General features: G+C 69.1%; 8 protein-coding genes. 3 read left to right on the plus strand and 5 right to left on the minus strand.

What is annotated here, in order from left to right; translation table 11 throughout:
* Window positions 1–65: 65 nt before the first annotated feature.
* From ACWELQ_RS28855 to ACWELQ_RS28865, 3 genes are all read right to left on the minus strand, one after another.
* Window positions 66–836, minus strand: a complete 771-nt coding sequence (locus ACWELQ_RS28855) for an MFS transporter (RefSeq protein WP_452400181.1) — start codon at window positions 834–836, stop codon at window positions 66–68.
* Between the two features lie 73 nt (window positions 837–909).
* Window positions 910–3,324, minus strand: coding sequence for a beta-glucosidase (locus ACWELQ_RS28860; RefSeq protein ID WP_452400182.1), 2,415 nt, complete (start codon window positions 3,322–3,324; stop codon window positions 910–912).
* Window positions 3,321–4,163, minus strand: coding sequence for an alpha/beta fold hydrolase (locus ACWELQ_RS28865; RefSeq protein ID WP_452400183.1), 843 nt, complete (start codon window positions 4,161–4,163; stop codon window positions 3,321–3,323). The genes ACWELQ_RS28860 and ACWELQ_RS28865 overlap by 4 nt, the downstream gene beginning before the upstream one ends.
* Before the next feature lie 150 nt (window positions 4,164–4,313).
* On the opposite strand from ACWELQ_RS28865, the gene ACWELQ_RS28870 reads away from it, so the two are divergent.
* The 3 genes from ACWELQ_RS28870 to ACWELQ_RS28880 all read left to right on the plus strand — a co-directional run bounded on the left by ACWELQ_RS28870 (window position 4,314) and on the right by ACWELQ_RS28880 (window position 7,666).
* On the plus strand, window positions 4,314–4,913 hold the full coding sequence (locus ACWELQ_RS28870; protein WP_452400184.1) for a TetR/AcrR family transcriptional regulator: 600 nt from the start codon (window positions 4,314–4,316) through the stop codon (window positions 4,911–4,913).
* A gap of 57 nt (window positions 4,914–4,970) precedes the next feature.
* Window positions 4,971–6,920: a protein kinase domain-containing protein gene (locus tag ACWELQ_RS28875; RefSeq protein ID WP_452400185.1), complete on the plus strand. Its 1,950-nt coding sequence runs from the start codon at window positions 4,971–4,973 to the stop codon at window positions 6,918–6,920.
* A 95-nt stretch (window positions 6,921–7,015) separates the two neighbouring features.
* Window positions 7,016–7,666, plus strand: coding sequence for a pyridoxamine 5'-phosphate oxidase family protein (locus ACWELQ_RS28880; protein ID WP_452400186.1), 651 nt, complete (start codon window positions 7,016–7,018; stop codon window positions 7,664–7,666).
* Window positions 7,667–7,729: 63 nt separating this feature from the next.
* Here ACWELQ_RS28880 and ACWELQ_RS28885 read toward each other — a convergent pair whose 3' ends face one another.
* Both ACWELQ_RS28885 and ACWELQ_RS28890 read right to left on the minus strand, forming a co-directional pair.
* Complete coding sequence (locus ACWELQ_RS28885) at window positions 7,730–8,125, minus strand: NUDIX hydrolase (RefSeq protein ID WP_452400187.1); 396 nt, start codon at window positions 8,123–8,125, stop codon at window positions 7,730–7,732.
* Between the two features lie 23 nt (window positions 8,126–8,148).
* Window positions 8,149–8,778: a hypothetical protein gene (locus tag ACWELQ_RS28890; RefSeq protein WP_452400188.1), complete on the minus strand. Its 630-nt coding sequence runs from the start codon at window positions 8,776–8,778 to the stop codon at window positions 8,149–8,151.
* Window positions 8,779–8,917: the final 139 nt, after the last annotated feature.

An 8,917-nucleotide genomic window follows, 5' to 3' on the forward strand; every position in this document is an offset into this window, starting at 1 on the left:
CCGCGGGATCCCCGCTGTACTCGGTGACATCCCAGATGCCGTACAGCGGCGAGTGCGGGCGGCCGTCACCGTATTGCGCCCAGGCGCTGCAGGATATAGAGCTGATAGCCCGTGACGGCGAAGTAGCCCAGCACCAGGAGCGCGCGGCCGATGAATGCCCAGCGGAAATCGTGCTCGCGCAGTACGGCCAGGAACGCGGCCGTCTGAACACGCAGCGGCACCGGCTGTTTGGCGGGCATCCGCTGTTCGCGGGCGGCCGAGGTGAACAGCACGGCCGCCGCGGCCACCGACAGGCCGAGCATCAGATATCCGGTGCGATAGTGCTGCGAGAACGCCGAGGCCAGCAGCACTCCGACGGTCGAGCCGACCGGCAATCCGAGCCCCACCGCGGCCGAGGCCACACCTCGGCGCTCGGCCGGAATCCGGTCCGGGACAACGGAGGTCAGAGCGGACTGGTAGATGTTCATGACCGCCTGCCCCAGGCACCAGCCGATGGCCACCAGCAGTACGGTGTGCACGCTGCCGAGCACGGCCATGGCGGCGATCGCGGCCAGTCCGCCGCCGAGGATCCACGGATTACGGCGGCCGGAACGATCCGACAGCGCACCGGCGACCGGGTTGAACACGGTCGCGAAAATAGCCGCGATCCCGCCCACCAGACCGAGATTCGCGACCTTGGCGGCCGCGTCGATGTGCTCGATCTGCAAGGGCAGCAGCACGCTGCCGACGCCGATGTAGAGCGCGTACATGGCCGCGTTGCCGGCGAACAGCAGTGGCAGCAGGCCGCGGGAGGTGTCGGCGGCAGCGTGCCGCCCGGCGGTTTCGGGATGAGCCACGAAGATATCCAAGACGTGCAGACGACACGGATTCCGGCCGTTTCCGGCCGGAATCCGTTGTCGTCGAGGCGAATCAGCCGATCTCGGCCGAGAGCGGTAGCGCGAGCACCGAGGTGCCGACGTGCAGGGTGAAGGCGCCGGGCTCGACGGCCCAGCCCTGCTCGGTCCAATGCTGGAAGGACCGTTTGGGCAATTCGATGGTGGCGGTGACGGATTCGCCCGCGCCCGCCTCGACCACCGCGAACCCCGACAGCCACCGCACCGGGCGATCGACGGCGCTGCGCTCGCGCGACAGGTACGCCTGCACCACCTGACGGCCCGGCCGGTCACCGGTATTGGTGACTGTCAGGGTGGCGGTGCGGCCCGACACCTTCAGCTCGCTCAGCTCCCAGCTGGTGTACCCGAGCCCGTGTCCGAACGGATAGGCCGGGGCCACACCGGATTTCAGCCACGCCCGGTAACCAATGTGAATGCCCTCGGAGTAGGGCAGCGCATTGTCCTGGCCCGGCTTGGTGTCCAGCACCGGCACGTCCGCCATGGTCTTGGGCCAGGTGGTGGGCAGACGCCCGCCCGGCTCGGCGGCACCGGTCAGCACGTCGGCGAGGGCCGCGCCGAATTCCTGCCCGGGGAACCAGGTGAGCAGGACGGCGGCGACATCGTCGCGCCACGGCATCTCCACGGGGGAACCGGAATTCACCACCACGACGGTGCGCGGGTTGACCGCGGCGACGGCGGCGACCAGCTCGTCCTGACGACCGGGCAGGGCCAGGTCGCGGCGGTCGAAGCCCTCGGATTCGATCTGCTCGGTGGTGCCGACCACCACGATGGCCACCTCGGAGGTGCGCGCCAGTTCGACCGCGGCGGCGAACTCCTCGTCGGCGGCGCGGCGCGGGCGGCCGATCGCGTAGGTGATGCCCATGGCGGGGAAGCCGCCGCCGGGCACCAGGCGCACCAGCACGTCGACTTCCTGGCCCTCGGCGAGGGTGCGGGTGACGAAGCGCTGCGGCGGATTCAGCAGCATCTCGACCGGGTCCGCGCCCGCGGGCAGCACGGTCTCCTCGAACACTTGCTCGCCGTCGATCGTCACGCTGAGGGTGCCGACCCCGGCGCAGCCGATGCGCCACTCCCCCGCCACGTCGGCGCGCAGGCGGCCGCGCAGTTCGACGGCCTTGGCCCGCAGGGCATTCGGATTGCCGAAGAGCATGAGGGTGCCCGCGCCGCGATGCTCGGTGTCGAGGACGGTCTCGCCCGCACCGTCGGCGTCCTCACCGAGGTAGCGCAGCGACAGCCCCGAGGTGCCGGTCTCCGGGTCGGTGACCAACTCCATCGGGACCGGAATCATGTTCTCGCTCAAGTGCACACCGGGCGTGTAGACCACCGGCAGCACCTCCGAGAGCCCCTGCAGCGGCGAGGTGGTGTGCGCCGGAATGACCGTCGCACTGCCGCCGCCCATGAAACGCGGTTCGGCGGCGGCGGATCCGAGCAAGGCGACCTTGGCGGGCGTGCGCAGCGGCAGGGTGCCGTCATTGCTCGCGAGCACCATGGCCTTGGCGGCGGCCGCGCGGACCACGCGGGCGGCGGCCTCGTCGGTGAAGGTGGGGACCGGCTGCGGCGTGCCGTTCAACGCGCCGACCCGTTCGGCGAATCGCAGGATGCGCCGGACCTTTTCGTCGATGGCGGCCTCGGGCACCTCGCCCTTGCGGACGGCCTCCTCCAGGGGCGCGCCCCACAGTTCCCACGGTCCGGGCATGGCCAGATCGTTGCCCTTGGCCGCACCGGCGGTGGAGCGCACCGCGGTCCAGTCCGAGACCACCACGCCGTCGAATCCCCACTCCCCCTTCAAGGGTTCGTCGAGCAGGTCGTTCTCGGTCATGGTGACGCCGTTGACCGAGTTGTAGGCGGCCATGATCATCCACGCGCCCGCCTCGACGGAACGCTCGAACGGATACAGGTACAGCTCGCGCAGCGTGCGCTCGTCGGCGATCACATCGGCGGTGAAGCGTTCGGTCTCGGAGTCGTTGGCCACGTAGTGCTTCGGGCACGCGCTCACCCCGTGCGCCTGCACCGAGCGGACATACGCCTCGGCGATCTCGGCGGTGAGCAGCGGATCCTCGGAGAAGCATTCGAAATGTCTTCCGCCGAGCGGGGATCGGTGCAGGTTGATGGTGGGGCCGAGGACCGCGTAGACATCCTTGCGGCGGGCCTCCGCGGCGATCAGCGCGCCGATCTCGGTGAGCAGGTCGCGATCCCAGGTGGCGGCGAGCGCGGTGCCCGACGGCAGGCTCACCGAAGGGTCGCGTTCATCCCACTGTTCGCCGCGGACGCCGGAAGGACCGTCGGAGACCGGCATCTCGGCCAGGCCGATGCCGGGCTCGCCCGCGAAGCGGAAGAAGTTCGCGCCGGAGATCAGGCGGATCTTGGCCGGGAGGTCGAGCTTGGCTAGTAGGTCGTCGCCGAGCGGGGCGAGCAGGTCGTCACTGTCGGTCATGCCTGTTCCTTCCAGAAGGTCTCGAGTGCGGCGCATACCTTGTCGGGGGCGTCCTCGTTGGGCACGTGACCGGAGCCGGGGAAGACGGCGGTCTTCGCGTTCAGCTGGCGAGCGAAGCGCTCGTGGACTTCCGGGGCCCAGAGATCGTTGGTGTCGCCGTAGGCCACCAGCAGCGGCACTCCCGAATCACGCAGCGCGGCAGGGTCTTTGAGCGGCGGCTCGGTCATGTTGTGCAGAATGCCGAGGATGTTGGCCTTCTTGGTCCGCAGGATCCGCTGATGCAGGAATTCCATGCGCTCCGGCGGCGGGGTGTGCCCGGCTTCGAACAGCGCGGCGCTCATCTGCTGCCAGATCAGTTCCTGCCCACCGGATTCCACCATCTGCGCCACCAGCTGCGGCGGCGGGAAGTTGATGTCCTCCACCGACGACGGGCCCGAGGCGAGCAGGGTGAAGGTGCGAAACCGGTCCGGCCGCTCGACCACCGCGATACGGGAGACATAGCCGCCGAACGAATGCCCGACCAGGTGGATCGGCTCTTCCGGGGAGATCTGATCCACGACGCCCTGCAGGTCGCCGACGAAATCGGCCATGGTGTAGCCGGATATCTCGTCCGGCCCCTCCGACTGCCACTGTCCGCGCTGGTCGTAGGCGAACGTCCGGTACCCGGCGGCGGCCAGCAGCGGCAGCATCGCCTCGAAGTCTTCCTTGGAACCGGTGAAGCCCGGCACCAGCAGCACGGTGCCGCGCCGCTCGACGCCCGCGGGTGGTTCGATCTGCCACCCGGCGAGCTTTCCGGCCGCGCCTCGCAGCGTGATCGGCGTGATCGGGGCCTGACTCATCGGCAATCCCTTCCCTCGTACTGCCCTGTACGGCTGGCACGAGTGTGCCAGTGGAATTCCAGTTTACCGAGTGGTTAGTATGTACGGTTATCGTTCCGTTATGCGATATGGATTTTGCCTGGTCGGACCGCTTCACTAGTGTGCCATTGCATGACGCCCCATCCCCGACGCCGCCGACGGGGCGAAGAGCGCCGCGAGCAGATCATCGACGAGGCGCTGAAAGCCTTCGCCGACAACGGCTATCACAACACCTCGGTCGCCGAGATCGCCGAACGCTGCGGCCTGTCGCAGCCGGGGCTGCTGCACTACTTCCCCAACAAGCCCGCATTGCTGTCCGCGGTGCTCGACTACCGCGACCGCCTCGACTACGACCGCCTCGGCTTCGACCAGCGGTTGCACGGTAAGGACGCGCTGCTGCGGCTGGCCCAGCTCGTCGACCACAACATGCACGTGCCCGGGCTGGTCCGGCTGTTCACCGTGCTCACCAGCGAGGCCGTCACCGCCGACCATCCCGCGCACGAGTGGGCGCTGCGCCGCTACCGCCTCCTCGAGACCTACCTGTCGAGCGCACTGCGCGCGGGCATCGAGGACGGCAGCATTCGCGCCGAGATCGATCCGGCGGTGGTCGCCCGCCAGGTGTTCGCCATGATGGACGGCCTGCAGTTGCAGTGGCTCGTCGACCCGGAGACCGTGGACATGGCGGCCCTCTTCCGCGCCTATATCGACGAACTCATCACCTATATCTCCTGAAACTCGCCGCCCGCGTTTCGCCGTCGGCCTCCGCCGCGATATTCAGGCGACGGGGAGGTGACCGTGGGCATCGCGCTCAAGCCGGGCGAGTATTTCGCCGGATACCAGATTCTGCGCAAGCTCGGTGCCGGCGGCATGGGGGCGGTATACCAGGCGCGGGATCGCGACCTGCCGCGCTTCGTGGCGCTGAAATTGCTGAGCATGCCCGACGGCGGCGAGGCCGACCATCGCATCCGCTTCCGGCGCGAGGCGGATACCGTTGCGCGACTGTCGCATCCGAACATCGTCACGGTGTACGCGCGCGGCGAGGACGACGACCGGCTGTGGATCTCCATGACCTTCGTCGACGGCAGCGATGTCGCGCGGGCGCTGCGGGACGGGCCGCTGCATCCGGCGCGCGCGGTGCGCATCCTCACCGAGACCGCCGCCGCCCTCGACCACGCGCACGAGACCGGCATCCTGCACCGCGACGTCAAGCCCGCCAATATCCTGCTCACCGACGGACGCCAGGAACGCGCGCTGCTCACCGATTTCGGCATCGCGAAAGCCCTGGACGAGAGCCGCGAGCTGACCCGGCGCGGCGAGATCCTGGCCAGCTTCCAATACTCCGCGCCCGAACGACTGACCCGGCCCGGCGACGTCGATCCGCGCGCGGACGTGTACTCGCTGGGCTGCACGCTGTTTCACATGCTGACCGGGGAGCCGCCGTATCCGGGGCAGAGCGTCAGCCGCATCATCTACGCGCACGCCTACGACCCGATCCCGCTGCCGTCCCATCGAAACCCCACGCTACCAAGGGGATTCGACGAGGTCATCGCACGCTCCATGGCCAAGGAACCGTCCCGGCGCTACGACACGTGCACACAACTGGCATGGCACGCGGGCCAGGTCCTGCAACAACCATCCGGCCCCAACTCCGGCCCGGTTGCCCGGACCACCGAGCGCAGGGGCACGCCCGCCACAACTCGCACCGCGCCGCCACGTCCGAATGCGCTGGCCCACACCACCGCACCACCGCGCCCGAATGTGCAGACACCCACCACCGCACCACCCGTCAACACCGGGCCGCCCATCATCACCGGTCCACCCGGTGCCCCGGGAGCGCGGGCCGCCACTGGTCGTCAGGCAGCCGTCGGGCCGTCCGGTCGCACTCTGCCGCCGACTTCGGTAGCGCCGACCGGACCGCCGCCGACCCTGGTGGCATCGCCGGCGACCGGGCCGGTCGCTGAGCCACCGGACCGAACCGGACCGCGCGGCCCCGGAATCGACAGCGGCCCAGCTGAATCCGGCCGACGCGGCACCACGGCCCGGATCCTGATCGGACTGGTGCTGGGGACCGTGTTGGCCCTCCTCACGTATTTCCTGGTCCGACTGGACGACGGCCATCCGACCGTCACCCCCGTCGCCACCACCACGATCCCGGTGCCGACCACCACGACCACGGTGCCCGTCACCACCAGCGAGCAGCCGACTCCGACGACCACCGATGCCCCGCCATCGACGACGACCGTGACCAAGGCTCCCCCGCCCAAGACCATCGCGGTGCCCGACGTGCTCAACAGCGCGTTCACCTACGCCAAGTCGGAGTTGGAGAAGGCCGGATTCGTCGTGCAAGAGGCGCAACGCGCGGACAAGAGCGCGAAAGGCACTGTGGTAGCACTGGATCCGGCCGCAGGAACCGTTCGCGCGGTCGGGTCGACGGTCACCGTCTACGTCTCCACCGGCACCACCACGACCACCTTCACCATGCCGAACCTGGTCGGCAAGGCGTACGCGGACGTGGCCGCGATCCTGCAAGGACTCGGCTGGAAGGGAACATTGCAGCAGACCACCGTGAAGGTCACCGACTCCGCCAAGGTCGGCAAGGTGATCGACCAGAACCAGGCCGCGGGCAACGCCGTCGCCACGGACGCACCGATCACCCTGGGCGTCGGCGCACTCGGCCCCTCGACCCCGGCCGTCACCAGCCCGGTCACCCCGACCACCACGCCCGCACCGTACAACTGACCGCACCGGATCGGCACTGCCACTCATCGCACCGGATCGGCGCGGCGGCGTTTCGCGGTGCGGTTGACCAGCATCGGGACCCTAGAGTGACGATCATGTCGCCCACCGCGCGCACTACCGCCCAGCGATATCCCGAGCGCGTCACCTACGACCGGGAGGACGCCTACGCGATTCTCGACGAGGCCCTGGTCGCGCATGTCGGGTTCACGACCGCGGACGGGCCGGTGGTGGTGCCGGTTCTGCATGTGCGCGATGGGGATCGGCTGTTGCTGCACGGCTCGATCCACGGCAGGTTCATCCAGGCCGTGACCACCGGCGTGCCGATCTGCGTCACCGTGACGCAGGTCGACGGCCTCATCCTCGGCCGTGCCGCCTCCCACCATTCGGCGGCGTATCGCAGCGTGATGATCTTCGGAACCGCTACGGCCGTGGAAGATCCGCAGGAGCGGGCGGATGCGCTCGGCCGCATCGTCGAGGGCATCGTCCCCGGTCGGCTCTCGGGACCGTACGCGGCGCGGCGACCGAATGTGGAGGAGGCGGGCTACACGGCCGTGCTGTGGCTGCCCATAGAAGAGTTCTCCATCAAGACCCGCAGCGGCTTCGCCCGCGACGAACCCAAGGACGACGCGGTCGAGGCGTGGGCAGGCCATATCCCTCTGAGCCTCGCCCCTGGCACCCCCGTCCCGGACGCCATCACCGGCACCCGCTTCCCCGCCCCCGACATCGCCGCCCTGCGTCGCCTCTGAACCCGACGAGAATGCACTGGTACACACGCCTTCTCGGCGTTTGTGTGCACCCACGCATTCTCGTCAGGAGCCGAGTACTGCTTCGTGGAAGTGGGGGGCGAGGTTGAGGGATTTTGCCTCGTCGGGGGTGACCCAGGCGTGGTTGTCGTGCTCGGCGGGGTTGAGGACGACCGGGTTGGGGGTGTGCTCGGTCGCCTCGTAGATGCGTGCGTGAATGTGCAGGGGGCGGCCGGCCACGTCCATCCAGGAGTGGGTGGATCGCTCGGCGAGCACCTCGACCGAGAGACCGGTCTCCTCGCGGACTTCGCGCACTGCCGCGGCGTCCGGATGCTCGCCCGATTCGACTCCGCCGCCGGGCAATTCCCATCGTCCGGCCAGGAATACGCCGGGTGCGCGGCGGATCAGCAGGACCGTGCCCGCTCGCTCGATCCGGCAATACACCAAATGCTTCTCCTCCATCCGTTGATCATGGCACGGGCTGGTCAGTCCCAGACGCCGCTGTCGACTTCCCAGATGCCCTTGTCGCCCTTGGTCGCGGGCTGGATGAGGTGCAGGGTGACCTTGCTGCCGTCGCTGTTGGTGACGAAGACGACCATCGGTGCGCCGGTACTGGTTTGCACGGTGGTCCAGCCGAAACGGCCCTGCACGAACGCCTTCGCGACCATCACCGTGTCCAGTCGCCAGGGTTGGTGGCCGCTGTCGACCGCCTGTTGTTCCGCGTTGGCTTGCGCGTCGGTGAGGCCCTCACCGGCGAACGTGGTGCCCGACGGCGGATTCGCCTGCGGCGTGGACGGAACCGGTGTGACCGGGGCTCCGGGCGAGGTGAGAACCGGCGGAAGTACCGGAGGGGTCTCGACCGGCGGATGCGGCATCAGCGTCCGTGGTTGCGCGCCACCGGTTCCCGTCGGAGCCGGTGCGGCCGTGGCCGAGACCGCGGTGGGCGCGAGGGAGGTAGGAGTCACGACCGTGGTGGCCGGTGACGTGGTGGCCGGGGCCGGCGACGACGAACTGGAACAGCCACTCAACGTCGCGACGCCGGTGACGATGCCCATGAGCGCGATGGTCAGCCGCCGCGGAACGCGCGGCGGCGAATCGGACATGGTGGTACGCATGGGAATCCTCCTCGGACAGGAACCGATACCCCGACTGCGACGCGGAATTCGGCAACGGGCCCGGTCAAAGCCAAGCGACGTGCCCGACAGCGGAATTCCGCGTCCGATGAACGCGGGGCTCGTCCGAGAGTGACGACGG

The organism is Nocardia sp. NPDC004722 (genome assembly GCF_053601505.1).

Coding starts and splice junctions, on each gene's coding strand:
- ACWELQ_RS28860 (WP_452400182.1), bottom strand. CDS start 3,324: ATGACCGACAGTGACGACCTGCTCGCCCCGCTCGGCGACGACCTACTA.
- ACWELQ_RS28890 (WP_452400188.1), bottom strand. CDS start 8,778: ATGCGTACCACCATGTCCGATTCGCCGCCGCGCGTTCCGCGGCGGCTG.
- ACWELQ_RS28880 (WP_452400186.1), top strand. CDS start 7,016: ATGTCGCCCACCGCGCGCACTACCGCCCAGCGATATCCCGAGCGCGTC.
- ACWELQ_RS28865 (WP_452400183.1), bottom strand. CDS start 4,163: ATGAGTCAGGCCCCGATCACGCCGATCACGCTGCGAGGCGCGGCCGGA.
- ACWELQ_RS28885 (WP_452400187.1), bottom strand. CDS start 8,125: ATGGAGGAGAAGCATTTGGTGTATTGCCGGATCGAGCGAGCGGGCACG.
- ACWELQ_RS28870 (WP_452400184.1), top strand. CDS start 4,314: ATGACGCCCCATCCCCGACGCCGCCGACGGGGCGAAGAGCGCCGCGAG.